22 protein-coding genes are annotated in these 22,948 nt (G+C 49.2%); 5 read left to right on the top strand and 17 right to left on the bottom strand.

Annotated elements, in window-relative coordinates:
- Positions 1–2: 2 nt before the first annotated feature.
- Complete coding sequence (locus ABJO30_14985; GenBank protein ID MEP3234129.1) at positions 3–1,079, bottom strand: polyamine ABC transporter substrate-binding protein; 1,077 nt, start codon at positions 1,077–1,079, stop codon at positions 3–5.
- 62 nt (positions 1,080–1,141) lie between these two features.
- On the bottom strand, positions 1,142–2,233 hold the full coding sequence (locus tag ABJO30_14980) for an ABC transporter ATP-binding protein (protein ID MEP3234128.1): 1,092 nt from the start codon (positions 2,231–2,233) through the stop codon (positions 1,142–1,144).
- A gap of 185 nt (positions 2,234–2,418) precedes the next feature.
- Here ABJO30_14980 and speB point away from each other — a divergent pair, with 185 nt between their 5' ends.
- Entirely contained in the window at positions 2,419–3,393 is a 975-nt protein-coding gene (gene speB, locus ABJO30_14975) for an agmatinase (protein ID MEP3234127.1), read from the top strand.
- Between the two features lie 40 nt (positions 3,394–3,433).
- Here speB and ABJO30_14970 read toward each other — a convergent pair whose 3' ends face one another.
- Both ABJO30_14970 and ABJO30_14965 read right to left on the bottom strand, forming a co-directional pair.
- A complete protein-coding gene (locus ABJO30_14970; GenBank protein MEP3234126.1) occupies positions 3,434–4,912 on the bottom strand; it encodes a hypothetical protein in 1,479 nt (492 codons plus the stop codon).
- 253 nt (positions 4,913–5,165) lie between these two features.
- Positions 5,166–6,716 carry a 2-isopropylmalate synthase gene (locus tag ABJO30_14965; protein ID MEP3234125.1) on the bottom strand — a complete coding sequence of 517 codons (1,551 nt, stop codon included), beginning with the start codon at positions 6,714–6,716 and terminating at the stop codon, positions 5,166–5,168.
- 515 nt (positions 6,717–7,231) lie between these two features.
- On the opposite strand from ABJO30_14965, the gene ABJO30_14960 reads away from it, so the two are divergent.
- Positions 7,232–7,507 (top strand): hypothetical protein, encoded by a 276-nt coding sequence (locus ABJO30_14960; protein MEP3234124.1) that lies wholly within the window; start codon positions 7,232–7,234, stop codon positions 7,505–7,507.
- Between the two features lie 6 nt (positions 7,508–7,513).
- On the opposite strand, the gene ABJO30_14955 is transcribed toward ABJO30_14960, so the two are convergent.
- The 6 genes from ABJO30_14955 to ABJO30_14930 all read right to left on the bottom strand — a co-directional run bounded on the left by ABJO30_14955 (position 7,514) and on the right by ABJO30_14930 (position 13,211).
- Positions 7,514–8,428: a PhzF family phenazine biosynthesis protein gene (locus tag ABJO30_14955; GenBank protein MEP3234123.1), complete on the bottom strand. Its 915-nt coding sequence runs from the start codon at positions 8,426–8,428 to the stop codon at positions 7,514–7,516.
- A gap of 11 nt (positions 8,429–8,439) precedes the next feature.
- Positions 8,440–9,687 (bottom strand): sodium:proton antiporter, encoded by a 1,248-nt coding sequence (locus ABJO30_14950; protein ID MEP3234122.1) that lies wholly within the window; start codon positions 9,685–9,687, stop codon positions 8,440–8,442.
- A gap of 96 nt (positions 9,688–9,783) precedes the next feature.
- Entirely contained in the window at positions 9,784–10,521 is a 738-nt protein-coding gene (locus ABJO30_14945; protein ID MEP3234121.1) for a hypothetical protein, read from the bottom strand.
- 177 nt (positions 10,522–10,698) lie between these two features.
- Complete coding sequence (gene ilvC, locus ABJO30_14940; protein ID MEP3234120.1) at positions 10,699–11,718, bottom strand: ketol-acid reductoisomerase; 1,020 nt, start codon at positions 11,716–11,718, stop codon at positions 10,699–10,701.
- A gap of 10 nt (positions 11,719–11,728) precedes the next feature.
- Positions 11,729–12,376, bottom strand: a complete 648-nt coding sequence (locus ABJO30_14935) for a TetR/AcrR family transcriptional regulator (protein MEP3234119.1) — start codon at positions 12,374–12,376, stop codon at positions 11,729–11,731.
- Positions 12,377–12,515: 139 nt separating this feature from the next.
- On the bottom strand, positions 12,516–13,211 hold the full coding sequence (locus tag ABJO30_14930; protein MEP3234118.1) for an endonuclease/exonuclease/phosphatase family protein: 696 nt from the start codon (positions 13,209–13,211) through the stop codon (positions 12,516–12,518).
- A 158-nt stretch (positions 13,212–13,369) separates the two neighbouring features.
- On the opposite strand from ABJO30_14930, the gene ABJO30_14925 reads away from it, so the two are divergent.
- Positions 13,370–14,989 (top strand): hypothetical protein, encoded by a 1,620-nt coding sequence (locus tag ABJO30_14925; protein MEP3234117.1) that lies wholly within the window; start codon positions 13,370–13,372, stop codon positions 14,987–14,989.
- On the opposite strand, the gene ABJO30_14920 is transcribed toward ABJO30_14925, so the two are convergent.
- The 4 genes from ABJO30_14920 to ABJO30_14905 are packed head-to-tail and all read right to left on the bottom strand — an operon-like array spanning position 14,986 to position 17,894.
- Entirely contained in the window at positions 14,986–15,762 is a 777-nt protein-coding gene (locus ABJO30_14920) for a pyridoxine 5'-phosphate synthase (protein MEP3234116.1), read from the bottom strand. The genes ABJO30_14925 and ABJO30_14920 overlap by 4 nt on opposite strands.
- Positions 15,763–15,773: 11 nt before the next feature.
- Positions 15,774–16,385 carry a LysE family translocator gene (locus ABJO30_14915; GenBank protein MEP3234115.1) on the bottom strand — a complete coding sequence of 204 codons (612 nt, stop codon included), beginning with the start codon at positions 16,383–16,385 and terminating at the stop codon, positions 15,774–15,776.
- Complete coding sequence (gene ilvN / locus ABJO30_14910) at positions 16,378–16,986, bottom strand: acetolactate synthase small subunit (protein MEP3234114.1); 609 nt, start codon at positions 16,984–16,986, stop codon at positions 16,378–16,380. Before ilvN ends, ABJO30_14915 begins: the two co-directional genes overlap by 8 nt.
- Before the next feature lie 14 nt (positions 16,987–17,000).
- Entirely contained in the window at positions 17,001–17,894 is an 894-nt protein-coding gene (locus ABJO30_14905) for a DMT family transporter (GenBank protein ID MEP3234113.1), read from the bottom strand.
- Positions 17,895–18,025: 131 nt separating this feature from the next.
- Here ABJO30_14905 and ABJO30_14900 point away from each other — a divergent pair, with 131 nt between their 5' ends.
- Positions 18,026–18,433 (top strand): GFA family protein, encoded by a 408-nt coding sequence (locus tag ABJO30_14900; GenBank protein MEP3234112.1) that lies wholly within the window; start codon positions 18,026–18,028, stop codon positions 18,431–18,433.
- Between the two features lie 10 nt (positions 18,434–18,443).
- Here ABJO30_14900 and ABJO30_14895 read toward each other — a convergent pair whose 3' ends face one another.
- Both ABJO30_14895 and ABJO30_14890 read right to left on the bottom strand, forming a co-directional pair.
- A complete protein-coding gene (locus ABJO30_14895; GenBank protein MEP3234111.1) occupies positions 18,444–18,968 on the bottom strand; it encodes a hypothetical protein in 525 nt (174 codons plus the stop codon).
- Between the two features lie 33 nt (positions 18,969–19,001).
- Complete coding sequence (locus ABJO30_14890; protein MEP3234110.1) at positions 19,002–20,816, bottom strand: acetolactate synthase 3 large subunit; 1,815 nt, start codon at positions 20,814–20,816, stop codon at positions 19,002–19,004.
- A gap of 358 nt (positions 20,817–21,174) precedes the next feature.
- On the opposite strand from ABJO30_14890, the gene ABJO30_14885 reads away from it, so the two are divergent.
- Positions 21,175–22,206, top strand: a complete 1,032-nt coding sequence (locus ABJO30_14885) for an NADP-dependent oxidoreductase (GenBank protein ID MEP3234109.1) — start codon at positions 21,175–21,177, stop codon at positions 22,204–22,206.
- A 14-nt stretch (positions 22,207–22,220) separates the two neighbouring features.
- Here the strand turns inward: ABJO30_14885 and ABJO30_14880 are convergent, their stop codons facing one another.
- Positions 22,221–22,943: a hypothetical protein gene (locus ABJO30_14880; protein MEP3234108.1), complete on the bottom strand. Its 723-nt coding sequence runs from the start codon at positions 22,941–22,943 to the stop codon at positions 22,221–22,223.
- Positions 22,944–22,948 lie beyond the last annotated feature (5 nt).

Genomic DNA, 22,948 nt, shown 5'->3' with positions numbered 1-22,948 from the left:
GACTAGCCAGCAAGCCAAGCGTTGAAACGCTCGTTAAGCTCATCCTGATTATCCGCCCAGAACTCAAAGTTGTTCTGTGTAGCGTTTTTCAAGTTTGCTGCATTTGTTGGCATTTGTGGAACCATATCGATGTCTTTGTTATGGAACTTACCAACAAGGGCACCTGAAGACTTACGAGCTGGACCATAAGAAATCCATGAAGCCTGTGCTGCAAGTTGTTTTGTAGAAGTTGAGAACTTCAAGAAATCAAGGGCAGCTTCTTTGTTCTTAGAACCTTTTGGAATTACCCAAAGATCCAAATCCCAAACTTGACCATCCCAAACGATTTCAAATGGTTTACCTTCGCCAGCAACAGCATTGAAGATACGGCCATTGTAAGCAGTTGTCATAGCAACTTCGCCATCAGCAAGAAGTTGTGGCGGCTGAGCACCAGCTTCCCACCAAACAACGTCACCTTTAATGGTGTCGAGTTTAGCGAATGCGCGATTAACGCCTTCAGCAGTACCAAGTACTTTGTAAACGTCTGCAGCAGGAACGCCGTCAGCCATCAAAGCCATTTCAAGGTTAGCTTTAGGGTTTTTGCGAAGGCCACGTTTGCCTGGGAACTTAGATGTGTCAAAGAAATCAGCAATAGTCTTAGGACCATTTGCGATTTTTGAGCTGTCATAAGCGAAGATTGTTGACCATACGATGTTGGCAACAGCACACTCATGCAATGTACCTGGCAAGAAGTCATCAGCAGCAGCTGTGCCATCTGCACCAGCAGGCAAGATTGATGGATCGATTGGTTCGATCAAGCCTTCGTCACATGCACGAACAGCGTCTGACAATTCAACGTCAATGATGTCCCATGTTACGTTGTTAGCTTCAACTTGTGCTTTAATTTCAGCAATACCACCGTTGTAGTCTTCAGACGTGATGGTTTTACCAGTTTTTGCCTGCCATGGCTTGTGATAAGCCTCAACTTGAGACTTGGTGTAAGCACCACCCCAAGATACAACAGTCAGATCTTTTGCAGATGCAGAACCAGCGGTAATCGCGAGGGCTGCGGCTGCTGATAAAAGAAGTTTCATTTTCATTTTTCAACTCTCCCTAGTAGGCCCGTATTTCGGGCAATTCACTGAGTTTGTCACTCAGCAATTTAAAAGGCAATCGGGTCCAACGCACGACAATCATTCGCACGCCATCCCACAACAACCTCATCTCCTTCCGACAATGAAACAGCATGCTCATTGTTTGGAACTTTTACGATGAACTCATCATTCCCGCTCACAGACATGCGGGCGCGAATATGGTCACCTAAATAAATCAATTCAGCAATTTTACCGCTGAGTTTGCTATCCACCTGATCATCACTTGGATTAACAACAATGCGCTCAGGTCGGATAGACAAAGTGGTATCGCCACCGCTTTGCGCATTAACGCCAAGAGCAGAAATAGAATTTCCATCCGCTAAGCGAACAGCACAAATATTGCCATCTGTGCCTTCAATCTTGCCGTTCAATTTATTATTTTCACCAATAAACTGGGCGACAAAACTATTTTCTGGCTGCTCATAAAGCGCTTGAGGGGATGAAAGCTGTTGCACGACACCGTCGTTAAACACCGCAACGCGGTTAGACATGGTCAAAGCTTCAGATTGGTCATGGGTAACATAAACAACGGTAACGCCTAGGTTCTCGTGAATATGTTTGATTTCATACTGCATATGCTCGCGCAGCTGCTTATCAAGCGCGCCGAGTGGCTCATCCATCAAGATGAGCTCTGGTTCAAACACCAATGCCCGTGCAAGCGCGATACGTTGTTGCTGACCGCCTGAAAGTTGGGCTGGACGGCGACCAATGAAAGCGCCCATCTGCACCATATCAAGCGCCCGCTTCACTTTCTCTTCCTGCACAGCTTTCGACAATTTGCGAACCTGTAGAGGGAAAGCGAGGTTTTCTCCAACCGTCATGTGCGGGAAAAGCGCATAATTTTGGAAAACCATCCCAATGCCGCGTTTATGCGGTGGGATATTGTTAATGGGTTGATCACCCAGCAAAATTTCGCCATGAGTTGCGGCTTCAAAACCAGCTAACATCATCAAGCAAGTCGTCTTACCGGAGCCTGATGGCCCAAGCATAGTGACGAATTCGCCCTTGTTGATGTCGAGATTCAGATTTTTAACAACGAGTATTTCCCCGTCGTAACTCTTTTGAACGTTTACGAAACGCACATGATGTTGTTCAGACACCTACTACCCTTTTATTTCCCGAACCAGTTTACTACTGGCTTTCCTTTCACGTCATCAAACTAGTACTTTTCAAACGTGATTTCCTATGGTTCAACAATGCAGAGGCATTTGTAAAGCAGAAAAATGCATAAAACTGCAGCATGATGCAAATTACAGCAGCATGATGAATTGGAGAGCAGTCCAAAATGACGAACAATAATGACAATCACGGCTACGAGAGTGGGCGGTTAAATTTGCCATTTGTAGGCCATTGCACCTTTGCAAAAGCGCCAATTGGTCTAGATTTTGACAACATTCAAGGCAGCTGTGCAATTCTTGGCGCGCCCTTTGATTTTGGCACACAATACCGCGCTGGCGCCCGTTTTGGACCACGCGGTATCCGCGAAGCATCCACATTATTTTCCTTTGGTCATGCAGGGGCTTACGACCATGAAGATGATGCTGTCTATCTTGATTCTAAAGATGTGCAGATTGTCGACATGGGCGATGCTGACATTATTCACACCAACACAGAAAAAAGCCACGCCAATATTGAGTGGGCAGTTCGCAAAATTTTGAAAGCTGGTGCCCTACCGGTGGTGCTTGGCGGCGACCATTCGGTCAACATTCCTTGCATCAATGCATTCAGCGACGAAGAGCCATTTCACCTCGTACAAATTGATGCCCACCTAGACTTTGTTGATGAGCGCCACGGTGTTCGTTATGGCCACGGTAATCCGATGCGTCGCGCCTCTGAAAAAGACTATGTGACAGGCCTCAGCCAGTTCGGCATTCGCAATGTTTCATCTACTGCCAAAGAAGGTTATGACGCAGCGCGCGCTGTTGGCTCTGACATTTTGTCCGTACGCCAAATTAGAAAGCTCGGCGTTGAAGCCGTCCTTGAGCGCGTACCCGCGGGCAAACGCTATTATGTGACCATCGACATTGACGGCTTTGATCCATCCATCGCCCCAGGCACAGGCACACCAAGCCATGGTGGGTTCTTATATTATGAGGTGTTGGAGCTGCTACAAGGCCTCACCAAACGCGGTGAAGTCGTGGGCATTGATCTCGTAGAAGTCGCACCAGACTATGACCAAAGCGGATCAACCAGCTTCTTGGCCGCTCAAATCTTGATGAACTTCATCGGCTTTATTTTTTATGAGCGTTCCAAGCGCTAGACTATAGCGAGGCAAATAGTCGCGCGATTAGGGTCAGGCCCTATTTCAAACTCGCGCGACGCTCACGAGCTTCAGGAAACATCGGGCGTACTTTGGCTGAATAATTCTCAAAGAACTCTCCACCAATGGCTGGATCGAACCACGCAAGGCCGAGCATATAAGTTGAGAAATCAACACCCTCAACGGCCCGCACCTTTAGCGATGGGTCGTGAGCCGTACAGCGCCACAAAAAGTCGAGACCCTTATACTGATAACGGCATTCGTCGCGATTATGCAGCGTCATCAAATCTTCGATGATTTCAGAATGACCAGGCACAGATTGGTTGTTCCAATCTTGCTGATTGCCAGCCACAAATGACACCTCTTTAAGAGGCTCCACTTTTGCGCGTTCAGCTGGAAGAAAGCCTGCCATAATCGCTGGAGAAAATGTCTGGTTTGGGTTTTTACCAATTTTTTGAACGCCATAACCAGAATAACGGATGTTGCCTTCTTTATCGAACTTGATTTCAGAACCAGCACCCAAACCCCACCAATGGTCTTGGTGGTTTTCGCCGCCGTTCTGCATGAACCAAGCTTTGTCCGCCTGCATCACGTCATTCAATTCCGCGCGGTATTTTTCATCACTACCTAGCTCACCACAAAAATAATAAGCAAACTGATGAGTAAAGTGAGAGGTAAAACGCTTACCGCGCACGGCTAGAACAGAGTGCCCCGCAAACTCTGCTTGCGGCAGACTTGCAACATCACTCAAATAAGTATCCCAGAATTTGGTCGCTGGACCAACACGACCTTGCTCAGCTTCAACAGCACGACCAAGACACGGCAACACCACATACTCATCAAATGGCAAAGACCACCAACGATCTTCAGTCAGTTCTTCATGTCCACGGAATATCTGGTGCAGACCCGGCGCAGGTCCAAAGCGTGATGCCTGCCCCCAATCCGTCGTATTTAATATCTCCCGAGCAAGCCTTGCTGCTTCTCGTGCGGCTGGATCTGTTGCGGCTGTTTGCTCAAAATATTTCGCTACCTTGAAAGCACCGACACCCAAAATAGCGGTATCAATGGTTGAGAAAACCTGCTTGCTGCCACCCAATCCTTCGCCCGTATAAGCATCGATAAAATGCTTGTACCAGCCACTCTTCGAGCGCGGTGTTGAAAATGTCGCTTCAGGATCCTTGTTGAGCAAATTAGCAAGCGTGAAGGCTGCTTTTTCTGCCGCATCATCAATAACGCCCAGTTCAGCACCCAAAACGAGGGACATCAGTCCTGCGCCTGTTGCGGCGATAGAGGAGCGGGTTGATTGCTTTTTGCTCTCATCCAATTGAACTTTATCGAGATACTGCCCTGTCTCGGCAACACGCATGTGTTCGTCATAAAGTCGGATCGTCGCGGTAAGCTGTTCTCTGGCAAATTGTTGATGCGTGGTAAGCGTTTCTGTATCGACAACAGGTTGCAATGCCGTGCTCGCCCCAAGGGACGCCACAGGTACAACTGCCATGCTCACAGAAAGGAGCATCGCACTACTCAAACGCTTCAAGCTTGTATTCAACAAGTTACTGCCTCTTATCTCATTAGAAAATGAATGCGCGGCCCATTCTGGCGCGCTCACAGTGATTAACATTTAAAATGTGGCGAAAAACCGTATAAATACAATCAATTATCATTAAATTTTGCGTGAGTATTCGCGAAAAAGAACAATAGCCTTAACAAATGACAAATGCCCTGCCCGTATGAGGCAGAGCATTGATCATGTTAAGTACCTTTTGGCTTTAGCTAGCTTTCAATGCCTCAGGCCGTGCCTTTTTAACTGTTAAACGATTAAGTGCTGACAAGTAAGCTTTTGCGGACGCCACCAACGTGTCCGTATCTGCTGCACGGCCTGTAACTTGGTGTCCTTCATCTTCAAGACGAACAGATACTTCGGCTTGTGCGTCTGTTCCCTCTGTTACCGCATGAACTTGATAAAGCTGAAGCGTTGCACTGTGCGGAATGATCGACTTAATCGCATTGAATGTCGCATCAACAGGACCATCGCCCTGCGCTTCCATCGTCACGTGGCGACCATCTAAATCAAGCGTGATGATCGCTTTTTGCGGGCCACCGGTGCCACAAATAACGGTAAGAGCTTCCACTTTGTTGGCGTCACTTGCTGTTGCGACTTCGTTTTCGACCAATGCTTCAATATCTTCGTCGTAAACATTCTTCTTGCGGTCTGCCAAATCTTTAAAGCGCTTGAAGGCATCCAAAAACGCGTTGTCGCCCAATTCATAACCAAGATCAGAAAGCTTCTCTTTAAACGCATGGCGGCCTGAGTGTTTGCCCATAACCAAGGACGTTGCTTTCACACCCACAGATTCAGGCGTCATGATTTCATAGGTGCCTGCATTCTTTAACATGCCGTCTTGGTGAATACCGCTCTCATGCGCAAAGGCATTCTTACCAACAATCGCTTTGTTGTATTGAACAGGGAAACCCGACACGACGGACACCAATTTCGATGCTTTCATCAAATGCGTGGCTTCAATTTCTGTATGATACGGCAACATGTCGTTGCGTGTTTTCAATGCCATCACCACTTCTTCAAGGGCTGCATTGCCAGCACGCTCTCCAAGGCCATTGATGGTGCATTCTATCTGACGCGCACCGCCATCAAGCCCTGCCAAAGAGTTTGCAACCGCAAGGCCCAAATCATTATGGCAATGGGTAGAAAAAACAGCCTTGTCAGAGTTCGGCACATTTTCGCGGATGGTTTTAAACATGATGCGATAATCTTCAGGTGTCGCAAAGCCGACCGTATCAGGCAAATTGATCGTGGTCGCCCCAGCCTTAATCGCCGCTTCAACCGTTCGCGAGAGATATTCCAAGCTCGTGCGCGTTGCATCCATCGCAGACCATTCAACATCCTCACACAATGAACGAGCAAGGGTCACAGTCTCAGTGATGATTTCCAAGACCTCTTCTTCGTTCTTGTTCATTTGATATTGCAGGTGAATAGGCGAAGTAGAAACGAATGTGTGGATACGGCCACGCTTGGCGTTTTTAACCGCGTCACCACAGCGCAAAATGTCACCGGGAATAGCTCGGGCAAGACCTGCAATAATTGAATTTTCAGCCCGTTCAGCAATTTTAGAGACGGCTTCAAAATCACCATCAGAAGCAATCGGGAAACCTGCTTCAATAATATCGACACCCATCGTGTCGAGCACTTCAGCCACCTGAAGTTTTTCTTCCAAGGTCATGGTTGCGCCCGGTGATTGTTCGCCATCACGCAAAGTCGTGTCAAAGATTACTACACGGTCGCTATCGTTATTATTTGTCATCGTATCAGTCCTATACGGTACGCCTCATCTGTTGGGCGATTTGAATATGTTGGCTTGGTTTTCAAGGGAGGCGGTATCACACTCGCCAAGCGCCCTGTCTTTAACATCCCCTGAAAGTCCGTCCGGTCCATAACCGACTGCCGACGCTCAGGGGCGTCTAAGGAGGAGGCTTTGAAGGAGCAGAGTACGCGCGGACGTGTTTGGCTGCACAAATTGCGCACCATCCAACAGTTCAAATCTTTGGTTTAAACAAGCCACAGGCCAGTCCCCATAAACGTCTCTTCGTTAATTCTATAACCAGTAGAATCTCAAAAGACAACGAATTCGTTAATCAAGCCGCATTTCTGATAAAGTTCACGCAAAAAATCCCCGTTAATCAAAAGAGATCGCAATCCTTCCAATTGCCAAACCAGCGACACATTCCAGCCCTTTGTCCGCCACATGCACAGCGTTTGTTCTGCCCACGCCGCAAAAAACGGCGCATGTAAAAGTCAAAACGACAGAAGGAAAAGACAATGTTTAAAATTGCAAAAAATCCACTTGTTGCTTCAACAATAGCCGCCGCCGCACTTACTGTTGTGGCCATGGCGACACCAACAAAAGCGCAAGAGACAGCTTGCACCGCTGAGTTGCAAGCCGTTGACACCGTTATTCAAACGACGAAGCTAAAGCCTGAGGTTTTGCTTAAGGTAACGGCGCTGCGTGAATCTGCAATTACGCGCAACGCGCAAGGTGATGTGGAAGGCTGCATGCAAGATGTGACCGACATCAAAGTGCTGCTGGGCGGCTAAAATACTTTACGCATAAAGCGTGCCTTCTGCCACGATAACCGCAGAACCACCAATACGGGCGGCGAGAAACTCGCCGTCCTCAATATCAATTTCCAAAACGATGTCAGAAGCGCGACCCATCTCATAGCCCTGCTCAATCAGGAGCGTATGACTGCCATCGCCAAGGCCTTCATATTTCAAGATCGCACCAACGAATGCTGCGACAGCCGACCCCGTAGCAGGGTCTTCAACAATGCCTGCTTTTGGCCAGAACATACGGGCATGAAACGCGGCCTTATCAGACACACCGCCACGCGCATAAACGAATGCGTTATCTCGCTCTGCCGTATCAAAAGCACGCGCCCACGCAGGTGAGTTGGGTTTGATGTTTTCGACGGTTTTCACGCTTGTAACGGGCACAAGGGAAAACGGTACGCCGCCACTAAAGACGCCGGGCCGATGTTTATCAAACCCGATATCATCCTCATGAAGACCCAAGGCCTCAGCGATATAAACCCGCGAGACCGCAGGCGCTACTTCCACAGGTGTTGCAGGCAGAGTGAAGGTTGCGTGACCTGTTCTACCTGGATGAGCGACAACACCTGTCTTTACAAGGCCAACCTTCTCCTCAAGTGCCACCGCCATATCAGTTGGTAGCTCCACCTCACCAAGCGCACGCTTTGCAAGTAGAACCGCTGTACCAACAGTTGGATGACCCGCAAAGGGAAGCTCTGCTGATGGCGTGAAAATTCTTAGCGCTGCATTGTTGCCCGCATCTTCGGGTGGAAAAACAAAAACCGTTTCTGACAGATTGAACTCACCCGCAATTTTCTGCATTGCGGCAGTGTCCAGCCCTTCCCCATCAAGAACAACAGCCAGCGGATTGCCTTGAAAAGGTGTATCCGTAAACACATCAAGGACGGCGTAAGGGCGTGATTTCATAACGATATATCCTAACCGACTGTTCGGCGAACAACTTCTTTAATGGTCAGCCCCTGCACAACGATGGAGAAAATCACCACAGCGTAAGTTGCAGTCATAATCAATGGCTTCGCACCAACCGTTGGCAATGACAAAGCAAGCGCCACAGATATGCCTCCACGCACGCCGCCCCATGTGAGCACAGGGATTACACCTTTTGAGAATGCAAAGCCTAGCGACAAGGTCAGGATCGGAATTGATACCGCTGCAAGACGGGCGAACAAGACGATTGGGATCGACAGAACAGCAATCCAAGCAAACGATGGATCAATGGAAATCACCAACACTTCAAGACCAATGAGAAGGAAAAGGACTGAATTCAAAATCTCATCAATCATCTCCCAAAAATCAAACAATGCCTCACGCGTGTCTTCGCTCATGGCACGCTCTGCACCACGGTTGCCAATAAAGAGACCCGCAACAACGACCGCAATCGGCCCTGATAAATGCAAGCGCAAACAAACGGCATAAACACCAGCCACAAGACCGAGGGTCAGGAGAATTTCCACCATGTCATGATCAATCGCAGCCATCATGCGGTAGACAACATAGCCGACCAACATGCCAAGCACCGCGCCGCCGATTGCTTCAACGAAGAACAATTCAGCAATGTGGAGCGGATCAAGATTGCCACCATCAGCGCCAACAGCAACGGCTACAATGATCGTGAAGACTACAACGCCAACACCGTCATTAAACAAGCTCTCGCCCGCAATTTTAGCCTCTAGTGAATCTGGAATACTGATTGATTTGAGCAACGACAGTACGGCCACAGGGTCTGTCGGACTGATCAACGCGCCGAAGACCAACGCCCACGCATATGAGATTGGCACGCCGAAAAAATGAGCCAAGAGCCAGAACAAAGTGCCGACAATAAAGGTTGAAAGCACAACGCCGAAGGTCGCCATCAATCCGATTGGCCATTTTTGCGCCCGCATCAAATTCAAATCGACATGCAACGCGCCAGCAAACAGCAAGAACGCCAACATGCCGTTCATCACTGTTTCAAAGAAATCAATCTGCCCAATCGCAGATTGCACCGCATCCGTCAGGCCCAAATCTGGGAAGGCCGCTTCCAGCAAAATTAGGAAAAAAGACGTCGCAAGCGCCATGACCAAAAGGCCAATGGTATGCGGCAATTTCACGAAGGTACTGTTTATCCAGCTTAAGACAGCGGAGATCGACAGGATAAGCGCAATAATTTCGAATAAAGTGAGCATTAGGGTGCCTCAGATGATCAAAGTTTACTTTTGATAATCTGATGCGTTCAAACACGCAATTAATAAGATGGTAGAAACAGCGATAAGCCCGATAAATTAACTGCGACGGTCGGTTTGACGACGATTTTGCTTCCGGCGCTCAGTTCCATCCCATGTAGAATGTGGGTTCGGTGCAGCAGCTGGCGCACTTGGTGCGGCTGGTGCAGCAACAGGCACGCTAGACGCATCAACTGGTACGCTAGGTGTGATTGGTGCAGCAACAGGTGCAGCAACAGGTGCATCGGGTGCAACAACAGGTACATCGGGTGCAACAACAGGCGCAGCGGGTGCAGCAACAGGTGCGGCGGGTGCAGCAACAGGCGCGGCGGGTGCAGCAACAGGTGCGGCGGGCGCAGCAACAGGCGCAGCGGGTGCAGCAACAGGCGCAGCGGGTGCAGCAACAGGTGCGGCGGGCGCAGCAACAGGTGCGGCGGGCGCAGCAACAGGCGCGGCGGGCGCAACAACAGGCGCGGCGGGCGCAACAACAGGCGCGGCGGGCGCAGCAACAGGTGCAGCTGGAACCTGACCGGCATAGCGAACACCCATCGCATCTGGCGTGCGCCAAATAGCTTCCACGATACGAAAATCGCGTTCAGGATAAACTTTTAATTCAAAAACATTCGGAATAACTTGGTTTTGTGAAACCATTAACAATGCACCGCTTTCAGATTCATTTCTGACCATGCATTCTGCAGAACAATAGCGTTCTTTAAAGGCAATAGTGCCCTTCTTTAACGCGCGCGCGCGCGGTGCGGCTCTACGCTCTTCTTCAGTATTTTGAGAGATTTCAGACATTTACCAAACCTCGGCCACAACGCAGCAAACGGGGACAATATAACACAATATTGAAAGACTATCATTGAAATAGTTTAAAAATCTTTTAAAAATAACGCTTAAATAAATGATAAAGGGCTGATAAATCAGCCCTAAACCATTGTAATAAAAGATAAATTTTAAATTAAGTTTATCAACTTAGTTTTTCTCTTTATCAACCAATGCGTTGGACTTAATCCACGGCATCATGCCGCGAAGTTTTTCGCCAACTTCTTCAATTTGGTGTGCATCGTTCAAACGACGGATACCTTTAAAGCGGGCCTGACCAGCTTTACACTCTTGCATCCACTCAGATGTAAATTTACCTGTTTGAATGTCATCAAGAATGCGCTTCATCTCTGCTTTTGTCTCAGATGTCACAACACGTGGACCAGATTTGTACTCGCCCCACTCAGCTGTGTTTGAGATTGAGTAGTTCATGTTGGCAATGCCGCCTTCGTAGATCAAGTCAACGATAAGCTTCACTTCGTGCAAGCATTCGAAATAAGCCATTTCTGGTGCGTAACCAGCTTCAACCAATGTTTCAAAACCAGCGCGGATAAGTTCAACCAAACCACCACAAAGAACTGCCTGCTCACCGAACAAGTCAGTTTCGCACTCTTCTTTGAATGTTGTCTCAATAATGCCAGAACGACCGCCACCAACGCCAGATGCGTATGATAGAGCCAAATCAAGCGCGTTGCCTGATGCGTCTTGGTCGATCGCAACAAGACACGGCACGCCGCCGCCTTTTTGGTATTCGCCGCGCACTGTGTGGCCTGGGCCTTTTGGTGCAATCATCATCACGTCGATGGATGCTGCTGGCTCGATAAGACCGAAGTGAACGTTCAAACCGTGAGCAAAAGCAATCGCAGAACCATCGCGGATATTTGCTGCAATGTGGTCATTGTAGATGTCTGCTTGAAGCTCATCTGGTGCTGCCATCATCATAAGGTCTGCAACGGCTGCCGCTTCTGCCACTGTCTTCACTTCAAAGCCATCAGCTTCTGCTTTAAGCGCAGTTGTTGAACCAGCACGAAGAGCGACGATTACGCCTTCAACGCCTGAGTCTTTCAAGTTCATCGCATGGGCACGGCCTTGTGAACCGTAACCAATGATGGCCACTTTTTTAGATTTGATAAGGTTCAGGTCTGCATCCTGATCATAATAAACGCGCATGGTGTTCTCCCTAATTTGCGTGTGTCTTTGATTGTTGTTGTGCGCCATATAGCGCGAAGAATTGTTGTGTTGCCCGCTTAGCATCTTGGCTAACGTCAACAAGATCCGCGCCGCCGTCATCACCCAACAGCGCACGAATTTGCATGTCGCGCACCACAAGGCCGAAAAACGAACGAAACGCTTCATCCGTGGTCGTAAATTCAATCACCCCAGCCTCACGGCCAAGGTCAAGAATTGGTTTTAAACGCGCCGCCATTGCAAAAGGCCCGTTTTGTAAAACGATGGTGCCAAGATCACTCTTAGAAGACGCCGCATGACTAACCGCCAACCGATTAAGCGCGACGGATACATCGCCCGATAAGACAGTGAGCCAGCGCTCGGCGAAACGTTCTAAAATATCCTGCAAACCCGCCCTATCCGGCTGCTCACCTGTGGGCGCGTCGATCTTCACTTTCGATGCCTGCCAACGAACGGTTGCCGTCAGCAATCCATCACGGTCGCCGAACCATTTGTAGAGCGTTTCCTTAGAACAATTAGCCCGCGCCGCCACCCCATTCATAGTGAACCCATCGCCCGTCTCCACCATCAAATCCAGCGCTGCACTCAGCACTTCGCTTTGACGGTTTGACAATTCTGTCTCTGGGGCTTTGGTCAACATGGGGTGTTAGGTACTCATAGATTTTCCGTACCGTACGGTACAGTACGCCTTTTAGAGGAGTGTGGGGGTTGGTGCAAGGGGAAAGTTTTGGAAAGATAAATGTCGCAAAAAAGTAACCAACAAAATTGGAAATGCATAATTAGTCAATATCAACAAACAGCATACTGTGGTCGCTCAAATTCTTCTCCCGAATAGTATGGTCATACTCAATCTTTGTAACTCGCTCCATAACTTCTCGAGCGGCCAAAACGTGATCAATTCGAAAACCCCGTCGTTTCCCCCTTGAGTGCCGCCAAGAAACATCATTTCCATCAACTAAATTTCGATAGCAATCAGCAAGGCCAGCCTCCACCAATTCATGATACTGTTTTGAATATATGAATTTATAGCCATCACCATCCAAATCGGGATCACCAGTATTCAAATCTCCCAAAAGGAGAATAGGTTCTTGATGCGCTATTTCTACGATACGCTTGAAATATGCCTCGGTATCAAGATCCTTATGGATGGGGATATAGGCCGCAATCACAGAAAATTCGCCTATTGAGAATTTCAATAAATGCCCCAAGTCGCAGCCGGCACATAAGGGTGAAACATCGTCAATGACAAGGGGAACGCGCGAGGCAACAGCAACTTTATTTAACCGCGGCACATCGGCATAATGCTCAAAATACATAAACCCAGCTTGGCGACAAGCATCAGCAAGGTCTTGAAATTTATTCATTCGGAATTCAGTGAACGCAATAATATCCGGTTCATACACCGCGATATACTTCACCAATTCACTAATACGGTTACCACCACCATGCCGCAGATTTTGCGTAACTAACCGCATTTAAAACTTTCCTTTTATCAATAGTGGCCAATGCTTAGTAAATGACAGGCGTGTCACACTGCAAGTTACCTAACAGATATTTTGCATGGCATATGCAAATCAGAAACAAATAAGTTACAACTAACCCCACCAAACATCCCAACCCTGAAAGCCCCCCCATGCTCGCCACTTGGTTTGACCGCACATTTTCTGATCTTCGCAATCAGTTTCGTTGGTCGTTTTTGCCGCCGCTCATGGTTTATTTCGCGGCGGGTATTCAGGGGCTTACGAGCATCGTTGGGGTGTTTTTTGTTAAAGATTATTTGGGGCTGTCGGCCGAGTTTCTTGTAAGCCTTACCTTTTGGACCGTGCTGCCGTGGACGCTGAAAATGCCGCTTGGGCATTTGGTGGATATTATTTGGCGTTGGAAGGCGATCCTTGTTTATCTCGGCGCGGGTCTGCTCGCTGCCAGCCTTTCCATCATGTACGGCCTCATCACCTCGCCTGAAGAAATGCGCGCCTATATGCCCGCTGAATATTGGTATGTGCTCGCCACCCTGCTCGCCCCCTGCGGCTATGTGCTGCAAGATGTGGTGGCGGACGGCATGGCCGTGGAAGCCGTGCCTGCAACCGATGATCAGGGCAATGACATCGACGACACCAGCCTCAAAATCCAGCACACCACCATGCAGACCCTTGGGCGCATCGCGCTGTTTACGGGGTACGTCTCTGTGGCGCTGGTCAATATCTTCATGTTCGACGGGATTGAACAAAAGAGCGAGGCGGAGAAGGTTACGATTTACGGGCAGATATATTTTGCAGCCCTCATCATTCCGCTGGTCTCTATCTCAGGCGTTCTGCTTGCTAGTTTCCTCAAACAAAAACGCCGCGCCGCCCTTCGTGCGATCGGCATGGCGAAAGATAAGATCACCGATCTCGTAGACCGCACAGGCGACCCGACCACGCCGAACATGTGGTTCTTCGGCGGTGGCTTGGTCTTCGTTATTTTGTCCCTCACCGTCGGCCTTGGTGATGTTGTGGGCGCGAAGGAAATCGTGTTTGTCGCCTCGCTCGCTATCATCATTTTCATGATGCGCATGCTTGCCAAAGAGCTGACACCTGCCAAAGCGAAAATGCTGTTTGGCACGGCCATCGTGGTTTTCATTTTCCGCGCCATGCCAAGCCCCGGCCCCGGCCTTGGGTGGTTTGAAATTGATGTGTTGAAATTCGACCAGCAATTCTTGGCCGTCCTGTCGTTGATCACCGCGTTCTTAGCGCTGGCGGGCATGATCGTGCTTCGTCCATTGATGGCAGAAAAGCCGATCAATACGATCATTATCATTTTGACGGTCGCTGGCACCATTTTGTTCGTGCCGTCCATCGCGCTTTATTATGGCATTCATAACTGGACATCATCGCTCACAGGCGGCGTGGTGGATGCTCGCTTTATCGCGGTGTTAGACACAGCCATTGAAGCGCCGCTTGGCCAAATCGCCGTCATCCCACTACTTGCATGGATTGCCAGAAATGCGCCGACGAATTTAAAAGCCACCTTCTTCGCGGTGATGGCGTCTTTCATCAACTTAGCACTATCCGCCGCATCGCTGCTGACAACCTATCTCAACAAGATTTTCATCATTACGCGGGAAGTGAAAAACCAAGAGACGGGGGCGATAGAAGTCGTCGCGAATTACGATCAATTGGGTTATCTGCTGATTGCCATTTTGATCATCACCTTCGTCGCACCACTCGCCGCGATCTTCATCGTGCAGCGCTCACCGCTCAAAACGTTTGATTAGAAGAGATCATCGTCATCAAACAACGGCAGTTCATCCTGCATGGCAGCGATGAAACGTTTGACAGAACCAGCCATGCCATAAGTCAGCGCATCAGCGGTGAGGCCGTGGCCAATAGACATCTCAACAATTTGCGGCGCGGCGTCGACCAAGGCTGGCACATTGGCAACGGTGAGATCATGTCCCGCATTCACCTCAAGGCCCGCGCTCTCAGCAGCCGCCGCCGTTCTTCCTAAAGCCTCAAGGGCCGTTTTTGCCCGCGCGCTCTCAAGGGGGCTGCCACCATAGGGGCCGGTATAAAGTTCAACACGGTCTGCACCGACCTGCTTCACCAATTCAGGCAAACGGTCATCAGCATCAATAAACAGCGCCACCCGCGCTCCAAATTTTTTCATGCGCTCGATGGATTGGATAAGCAGCTCTTCGTTGGGCGAAACATCCCAACCGTGGTCAGATGTCTCCTGCCCCGGTAAATCTGGCACAAAGGTCACCTGCTCCGGCTTCACCGCTTCGCACAAAGCCAAGAAGCGTTCCTCTGGATAGCCTTCCAGATTGAACTCTTTGTCGGCATAGTCTGGCGAATTTAACAGAGTTGAAAGCTCATGCACGTCGCTGGTTCTGGTGTGACGTTGATCTGGTCGCGGGTGAACCGTCAAACCAATCGCGCCCGCATCAAGCGCAATGCGGCCAAGATCGACAACACTCGGCCACGGCAAATCACGTCGATTTCTCAACAATGCCACAGCATTCAAATTGACCGAAAGTTCGCAAACCATTGGGTGTATTCCTAAAACTTTGCCAGCAACTCTTTGACAATTGGTATTAACGTCAAAAAGATCAACCCCGCCAGAGCCAGATTGAACAAACGGAGTGACCAAGCATTCGATAAAAACCGTTTCATGCCCAAGCCAAACACCCCCCAAAGGCTTAAACACGGACCATTGAGCAGCACCGCGGTCAGCGCCACCAAGAAGATGCTGAGAGTTGGGTTACTCGATACGGGATAGCTTACCAACACACCAGCAGCAAGCCCCATCATCTTCACATTGACAGCCTGCACACCAATGCCCTGCCAAAAGGACAAAGGCGCACCCGATGAAGCCTCCGACGGACCCTTGGCCATCGCAATTTTGATCGCAAGATAGGCGAGATAACAAACGCCCACAATCTGGATGAAAATCTCAAGCGCTGGATAAAGGGTAAGCAGTGCATGGAGGCCAAGGCCGACAGAGGCAAAGACCAAGAAGGTGCCAACCAGCACGCCAGAAATATGCGGGAGCGTGCGCCTAAACCCGAAATTGGTAGTTGAGGCCAAGACCATCATTGTATTGGGTCCGGGTGTTATTAGGCCCGCCCCAATAAATAAAACCAGCCTTAGCCAGACATCGCTATCAATCATTCGCAGCGTTGGCAGTGTCGTTGATTGCTTCAGCACCACGGCTAACAGCGGCAACACCAGTTTTGCAAATTTCTACCAACCCAAGCGGGCGCAAAATGGCGATGAACTGTTCAATCTTCGGCGTGCGGCCTGTGATTTGGAAAATGAAATGATCGGTCGTTGCATCCACCACTTCAGCTTTAAAGGCCTCCGCAATGCGCAGCGCTTCTAAACGAATTTCACCCGTGCCACGTACTTTCACAAGCGCAAGTTCGCGCTCCAGTGGTTTTTCATAGCCCTTAGAAAGCGCGATGGACGTCAAGTCCCGCACTTCATGCACAGGCACGATGCGATCAAGCTGGCTTTTGATTTGGATCAACACAGCTTCAGTACCTGTCGTCACAATGGTAATGCGCGACAATTGCTTTTCGTGCTCTGTCTCAGAAACAGTGAGGCTTTCAATGTTGTAGCCACGGCCAGAAAACAGGCCAATAACACGGGCTAAGACACCCGGCTCATTGTCGACCAAGACCGAAAGCGTATGGGTGACAGGTGTATCATCACCTGCAACTAGGAAGTAAGCTGATTGTGGTTGGTCAGGTGTGGCGAGATCGGAAGACATTGGTAAGCCCTATTCTATGTGTTTTTCACTTTACCTCGGGCAACAATGACGCCTGCCAAAATGAAAATCAATGCAATTCCCGCGTTAATGGACGGTCGCTCGGAAAAAATCAAGAAGGCCCACAAAACACCGAACAAGGGAACCAGCAAATTGATCTGGCTAAAAAAGTTCGCGCCCTGCCTTTGAACAATCAAAACCAAGACAAAACCTGCAATCACCGTATGAAACACAGCAAGCACAAAAATGGAGAGCATCGGCAATAAATCATAGTCAAAATGAAACTCACCCTCTTGGAAATAGGCCACAGGGAGAACCATGATGAACCCAAAGGTCATCAGGAACATCACTAACACCAGTTTTGGCACTTCAAGCAGATATTTTGTAACCACCGCATTGAGTGCATAACAAAGGGCACCAAGCACAATTGCACCTTGGTGCAGAAAGTCGCCACCCAGTTGCCCTAACAATGCAGGACCGACCAGCAGCATGATACCGAAGATGCCAAACCCAACACCGATCAGTTTCAACTTTGAAAATTTCTCATCTTTTGTAAAAAAATGAGCCATCAACAAAGTGCCCAGCGGCATGATCGCCATGAAGATGGCCGTCAAACCGGGTGCCACAGCAGTTTGCCCCCATGATATGAGCCAAAACGGTAGCGCCACCCCAACCAATGCAGACAGGACAATTAACAACCAAACCCGTGGCGAGCGCGGCAGAGCATCGCGAAAAAACGCGAAGAGCAGCCATGTGAGAGACATACCGATGAACAAACGATACGTCGTTTGCGTAAGTGGCGGGATGCTATCTACTGAGATTTTGATGAATATAAACGATGACCCCCAAAGCGCTGCAAGGCCAAACAGCAACGCATAATCGGCAAGTCCTGCGGGTTTTTTATCGCTCAAAGCGGCCTCAAATGTTGGGTGAGATTATAACTCCTTTGACCAGTACACTATATTACACCGCACACAATAAGCACTTGCCAAACGACGATCATTCCCCTTCTATACCAGTCATCATTTTGGGGAAAACAACAATGACAAAATTGACTGGTTCATGCCTATGCGGCTCGGTGAGCTATGTGGCCGATGGTGAGATTAAGCTGACAATGAATTGCCATTGCACAAGCTGCCAAACGCTCACGGGTTCTGTTTATGGGACCAACCTATTTTTCGCTGAAGATGACCTGACAGTTACGGGTGAACTCAACGCCTACCAACATAAATCAGATCGCGGCAGCACAATGACCCGCTATTTCTGCCCAAAATGCGGGACGCAGATTTATGGTACGAACTCAGGCCGCGAAGGTGTTGTCACTTTGCGTGCGGGCAGTGTTCAGCAAAAAGATGAGATCAAGCCAAGCGTCAATATTTATTGCGACAGCGCGGTTCCATCTACGGCAATGGATAGCGACCTTAAAACTTTCGCGAAAATGCCGACTTAAGCAGAACTTATTACTGCGTTCTATTGATGGCGACACCATCAAGACGCAGAGATGAAAAAGTCTTGATCACATCCTCTTGGCGAAGCTTTCCAGGAACAGGTTCTTGGAAGGCCATCATGTAAGGGCGCTCCGCAACGAATACGGCGATCCATTTTTCATGAGGAACGCCTTCATCATTGTTCTGCTTGCCACGAAAGAGCAAAACCTGCTTGCCTTGCCATGTAATAGGTATCGTCTCTTCAACCGTGATCCCACGATTGTTGAGTGTCGGCGTTGCGCGGTCAACAGAGGCGAACATCTCGCCTAATGAGCCAATGGCTTGAACAGGGAACGAGTTCAGCGTGAAGGAACCATCCGTGTTTGTGTCTTCCACACCGGGAAACCGCAAAGACGGTTCATAGCCTTGCGGTGGCTCTAAGCTTGCAATCGTGGTGGGTATGATAACCCGCCGATCAATATCAACGGTGAACCAAACGACAGCAGCAAGCAGCGCTGCCACAACAACACCAATGACACCTATTCTTGCAATCATCATCGAACCTCTGGCACCAACAAACCTCAGACTTGATTAGACGAGCGTAGCGCCTTCTTCATCAATTGCCTGATCTATATCCTCATCGGACACTTCATCGCTAAGCAACATTTCGTTATGCGCTTTGCCTGATGGGATCATTGGGAAGCAATTGGCAAGAGCTGCGACACGGCAATCGAAAATCACTGGTTTGTCGCAGGCAATCATTTCTTGAATTTTGTCATCAAGTTCATCTGGCTTTTGGCAAGACATGCCAACACCGCCATAGGCTTCCGCGAGCTTTTCAAAATCTGGCAAGGCATCACAGTAAGAATTCGACAAACGATTACCATGAAGCAATTGCTGCCACTGGCGCACCATGCCCATATATTGATTGTTTAGAATAAAGATTTTCACTGGCAAGTTGAACTGTACGCAAGTCGACATTTCTTGCAGCATCATTTGAATGGATGCATCGCCCGCAATATCAATCACCAAGCTACCCGGGTGAGCCACTTGCACACCAAGGGCTGCAGGGAAACCGTAGCCCATTGTGCCAAGGCCACCAGATGTCATCCAGCGGTTTGGCTCATCAAAACCGAAATACTGAGCTGCCCACATTTGGTGCTGGCCCACTTCAGTGGTGATGTATGTGTCGTGGCCTTTTGAATTTTCATACAACCGCTCAATCGCGTATTGCGGCATGATCACATCATCATTTGGCTTATAGGCAAGGCTGTTGCGGCCGCGCCATTTATTCACTTGGCTCCACCAATCATTAAGAGCAACCGCATCAACTTTGCGCTGCTCTTCTTTCCAAACGTGGATCATGGCAGAAAGCACTTCTTCCACGTCGCCAACAATTGGAATATCAACATTGATGTTCTTGTTGATTGATGATGGGTCCATATCAATATGGATTTTCAATGAGTCTGGTGAGAAGGCGTCTGTGCGCCCTGTAATGCGGTCATCAAAGCGCGCGCCGATACAGACCATCACATCGCAACCATGCATCGCCATATTGGCTTCATAGGTGCCGTGCATACCCAACATACCAAGCCATTGATCACCGGACGCTGGATAACAACCAAGGCCCATCAATGTTGATGTGAGCGGAAAGCCAGTAAGCTCAGCCAACTCGCGAAGTTTTGCAGTCGCGCCATCGCCAGAGTTTACAACACCGCCACCTGTATAAAGGATCGGCTTTTTGGCCGCAGCCATTGCCTGAACAGCCGCACGGATTGCATGAGCATCGCCCTGCATTTGCGGCTTATAGCTCTTGTGATAACGGCGTTGGCCTTTTGTGTAGAGGCCAGAAGCAAACTGCACATCTTTTGGAATATCAACAACCACAGGGCCTGGACGGCCAGTTGTCGCCACATGAAACGCTTCATGTAAAATGCCCGGCAAATCGTTGACGTCTTTAACGAGCCAATTGTGCTTGGTGCAGGGCCGCGTAATGCCAACTGTGTCACATTCTTGGAAAGCATCATTGCCGATCAAATGCGTTGGCACTTGGCCTGTAATACAAACCAGCGGAATTGAATCCATCATGGCATCTGTAAGGGCTGTCACCATGTTGGTGGCGCCTGGGCCAGAGGTTACGATAACAACACCGGGTTTGCCTGTAGAACGCGCATAGCCTTCTGCCGCATGGCCCGCACCCTGTTCGTGGCGCACAAGAATATGCTCAATATCTTCTTGCTGGAAAATCTCGTCATAAATCGGCAGGACCGCACCGCCTGGATAACCGAACACGTGTTGCACACCATTGTCACGAAAGGCCTGCAGAACCATTTCAGCACCGTTCATCTCTTCACCAGATGCGGCGGCTCCTGCTTTTATCGCGTCAGTTGTCTTGTCGGCACTCATAATCTTCTCCATCGGCCCTAGCTTAAGCACGTTTCCTAGCGTTGTTGAACAAAAATTCCAACCCTCTAGCTTATGATAAAACGGCAATAAAAAAGGCCCCCTTTGGGAGCCTATTTGCCGCACAGTACCTATCCGAGACGCTTAAATTGCGTCTCCGGCACTGTGCTTCATCACCACGACTAGAATTCTGGTCATTATCTCTACCTAAATTTATCAGTTACATAATGAGTAAGCGGGGAGAAAGTATGTGTCAAGGGGTGAGGTAAATTGGGACAGATCAAAACAAAACCTTGCATGCACAAGCGCATCCTCATTAGATAGGTGAGTACCCCTTCTTCTCATTTGCGAATGTCTCACCATGTCTCAATCATCCAAAATCAACCGCCGCATCGTCCTTGCAGAACGTCCGCATGGACTGCCCAATGACGCGACATTAAGATTAGAAGAAGTCGATGTGCCTGAACCTGCAGCTGGCGAGATGTTATTGCGCACCTGCTACCTCTCACTCGACCCTTATATGCGGGGCCGAATGAATGATGCGAAATCCTACGCGGAGCCTGTTAAAATTGATGAGGTGATGACGGGGCAAGTTGTCGCACAAGTGGTGGCTTCCAACCTAGATGGTTATGAAACGGGCGACTATGTTTTAAGCGGCAGTGGCTGGCAGGACTATGCCGTATCTGATGGTACTGAGGTGATGAACCTTGGCAAGTCTCCAGAAAATCCAAGTTGGGCTTTGGGCATTATGGGCATGCCGGGCTTCACCGCTCACGCTGGCCTTCTCAATATTGGTGAGCCCAAATCGGGAGAAACAGTTGTGGTTGCCGCAGCCAGCGGCCCTGTTGGTGCGACTGTTGGGCAGATTGCAAAGATCAAAGGTTGCCGTGTTGTGGGCATCGCAGGTGGTGCAGAAAAATGTGCCCATGTTGTCGACAATCTCGGCTTTGATGTTTGCCTTGATCACAAGGCAGACGACTTTGCAGCTCAACTAAAAGCAGCCTGCCCTAACGGTATTGATGTCTATTGGGAAAATGTCGGCGGCAAAGTCTTATTTGCAGTCCTGCCCTTGCTCAACGCCTTCGCCCGCATTCCTGTTTGTGGCGTCGTGGCTTGGTACAATTTAACAGGCCTTCCAGAAGGTCCAGATTTCAGCCCCGCCATTATGGGCGCTATCCTTCGTATGAAGGTCAAAATGCAAGGCTTCATCATCTTCGATAATTTCGGCAAGGATGACTATAAAGCCTTCGTCAAAGATATGTCGGCTTGGCTGAAAGAAGGCAAGGTCACTTACAAAGAGCAGGTGGTTGATGGTCTTGAAAACGCACCATCAGCGTTCAACGATCTGTTGCTCGGTAAAAGCTTCGGCAAAATGGTGATCAAAGTCGGTTGATCGATTATGTGGCGTTATGCACTCAAGCAATGTGAGCGCATAAACTCATAATCTGGCATCACCTCATTCTCGATGACGGCAAGGTTATCAGGCAATGAGGGAAGCGGGCTTACTTCGGCAGGTGCAAAGCCTGTCGACTTCCAAACAGCATCATACCAATGCTTGGCCCACACCCCGTCTTCGTCCCTCTCCCCTGCCGCCCATGACAGCATGGCCGGATCAAACGAAATCCCGACCTCAGAACACAAGGCTTCAAGCATCTTTTGAGGATCGCGGCGAATATCGGCTGCTTCCACAACAATCGGCGTGCCACCGCCTTTAATAACGCGGTCCATTAATGCGCGTTGCTGCGGAAAGCCAATATCAATCGCAGACACCGTCTCAACCTTCGCCGCATAACTGGCCAATACACGCGCAGGTTCGCGCAACAAAAACACGTTCGTCACCTGATCGAGCCAATCAAGCGGAAAGCCATCGATCATGTGATGGCACATATGTTTTTGATAGGAGATTGGCTTATCATCGGCACCAAGGCAGTGCGCTACCACATCAGCAGGGTCGATCAAACCATCATCGATAATCTCTTGATAAAGCGGATGCTTTAAACCTGTCGCATGCAAATAAGCCGCATAAAACGGTTCATCCATTACATTGCAATCATTTCGCGCACCAAAAGAACGCATCATTGCAGTTGATAGATTGCGTGGACCTGACCACATGGCTATGATTTTCGTCACAACGG

This window comes from Hyphomicrobiales bacterium (genome assembly GCA_039973685.1).
GTDB lineage: Bacteria > Pseudomonadota > Alphaproteobacteria > Rhizobiales > JACESI01 > JACESI01.
The sequence above is the reverse complement of the archived record's forward strand: the minus strand, read 5'-3'. Positions and strand labels throughout refer to the sequence as shown.

Bases quoted from the DNA above. Each gene is read 5' to 3' on its own strand.
- ABJO30_14925 (MEP3234117.1), top strand. From the start codon at position 13,370: ATGCTCGCCACTTGGTTTGACCGCACATTTTCTGATCTTCGCAATCAG.
- ABJO30_14900 (MEP3234112.1), top strand. From the start codon at position 18,026: ATGACAAAATTGACTGGTTCATGCCTATGCGGCTCGGTGAGCTATGTG.
- ABJO30_14915 (MEP3234115.1), bottom strand. From the start codon at position 16,385: ATGATTGATAGCGATGTCTGGCTAAGGCTGGTTTTATTTATTGGGGCG.
- ABJO30_14985 (MEP3234129.1), bottom strand. From the start codon at position 1,079: ATGAAAATGAAACTTCTTTTATCAGCAGCCGCAGCCCTCGCGATTACC.
- ABJO30_14950 (MEP3234122.1), bottom strand. From the start codon at position 9,687: ATGCTCACTTTATTCGAAATTATTGCGCTTATCCTGTCGATCTCCGCT.
- ABJO30_14945 (MEP3234121.1), bottom strand. From the start codon at position 10,521: ATGTCTGAAATCTCTCAAAATACTGAAGAAGAGCGTAGAGCCGCACCG.
- ABJO30_14960 (MEP3234124.1), top strand. From the start codon at position 7,232: ATGTTTAAAATTGCAAAAAATCCACTTGTTGCTTCAACAATAGCCGCC.
- ABJO30_14935 (MEP3234119.1), bottom strand. From the start codon at position 12,376: ATGTTGACCAAAGCCCCAGAGACAGAATTGTCAAACCGTCAAAGCGAA.
- ABJO30_14965 (MEP3234125.1), bottom strand. From the start codon at position 6,716: ATGACAAATAATAACGATAGCGACCGTGTAGTAATCTTTGACACGACT.
- ABJO30_14930 (MEP3234118.1), bottom strand. From the start codon at position 13,211: ATGCGGTTAGTTACGCAAAATCTGCGGCATGGTGGTGGTAACCGTATT.
- ilvN (MEP3234114.1), bottom strand. From the start codon at position 16,986: ATGTCTTCCGATCTCGCCACACCTGACCAACCACAATCAGCTTACTTC.
- ABJO30_14890 (MEP3234110.1), bottom strand. From the start codon at position 20,816: ATGAGTGCCGACAAGACAACTGACGCGATAAAAGCAGGAGCCGCCGCA.
- ilvC (MEP3234120.1), bottom strand. From the start codon at position 11,718: ATGCGCGTTTATTATGATCAGGATGCAGACCTGAACCTTATCAAATCT.
- ABJO30_14895 (MEP3234111.1), bottom strand. From the start codon at position 18,968: ATGATGATTGCAAGAATAGGTGTCATTGGTGTTGTTGTGGCAGCGCTG.
- ABJO30_14955 (MEP3234123.1), bottom strand. From the start codon at position 8,428: ATGAAATCACGCCCTTACGCCGTCCTTGATGTGTTTACGGATACACCT.
- ABJO30_14970 (MEP3234126.1), bottom strand. From the start codon at position 4,912: ATGCTCCTTTCTGTGAGCATGGCAGTTGTACCTGTGGCGTCCCTTGGG.
- ABJO30_14920 (MEP3234116.1), bottom strand. From the start codon at position 15,762: ATGGTTTGCGAACTTTCGGTCAATTTGAATGCTGTGGCATTGTTGAGA.
- ABJO30_14885 (MEP3234109.1), top strand. From the start codon at position 21,175: ATGTCTCAATCATCCAAAATCAACCGCCGCATCGTCCTTGCAGAACGT.
- speB (MEP3234127.1), top strand. From the start codon at position 2,419: ATGACGAACAATAATGACAATCACGGCTACGAGAGTGGGCGGTTAAAT.